Source organism: Neisseria sp. P0014.S002 (assembly GCF_051958295.1).
Classification (GTDB): Bacteria; Pseudomonadota; Gammaproteobacteria; order Burkholderiales; family Neisseriaceae; genus Neisseria; species Neisseria flavescens_B.
In genome coordinates this window covers 1-239 of record NZ_JBQCVO010000120.1, presented here as the reverse complement: position 1 = coordinate 239, position 239 = coordinate 1, and the positions used below count along the sequence as shown (strand labels likewise).

1 rRNA gene is annotated in these 239 nt (G+C 54.4%); it reads right to left on the bottom strand.

Annotated elements, in window-relative coordinates:
• Positions 1 to 239 (bottom strand): 16S ribosomal RNA (locus ACTHSX_RS10850); the annotation flags it as partial.

Sequence of the window (239 nt, the reverse complement as noted above, 5' to 3'; positions counted from 1 at the left end):
GACTACTAGGGTATCTAATCCTGTTTGATCCCCACGCTTTCGCACCTCAGCGTCAGTATCGAGCCAGGAGGCCGCCTTCGCCACCGGTATTCCTCCATATATCTACGCATTTCACCGCTACACATGGAATTCTACCTCCCTCTCTCGTACTCTAGTCGGCCAGTATCAACTGCAGTTCCCAGGTTGAGCCCGGGGCTTTCACAGCTGACTTAACAAACCGCCTACGCGCGCTTTACGCC